General features: G+C 69.2%; 1 protein-coding gene. It reads right to left on the bottom strand.

Annotated features, from left to right (window positions below; all coding sequences use genetic code 11):
* The coding region (locus tag ACWPMZ_RS16540) for a cadherin repeat domain-containing protein (protein WP_455705190.1) at window positions 1-318 on the bottom strand (318 nt) is incomplete at both ends.

Genomic DNA, 318 nt, shown 5'->3' with positions numbered 1-318 from the left:
CGTTGACGTTGGTCACGCTGACCGCGATCGCCTGGTCGTCGGCGAGCGTGCCGTCGCTCGCGCGCACGGTCACGTCGTAGACGTTGTTGGCACCGGCATCGGTCGACGCCTCGAAGTTGGGCGCCGTGACGAACGCCAGCGCACCGGTTGCTGCATCGATCGTGAACTTGGCCGCATCGGCGCCGCCAACGATCGAGTAGGTGATCGTCGTGCCGGCATCGACGTCGCTCGCCACCACGGTGGTCACCGCGGTGGTGTTCTCGGCCACGTTGACCGCCGCGCTCGCGCCGCCGCCGTTGCTGGTGATGGCCGGGGGCT

It is taken from the genome of Tsuneonella sp. HG222, from assembly GCF_053819185.1.
The sequence above is the reverse complement of the archived record's forward strand: the minus strand, read 5'-3'. Positions and strand labels throughout refer to the sequence as shown.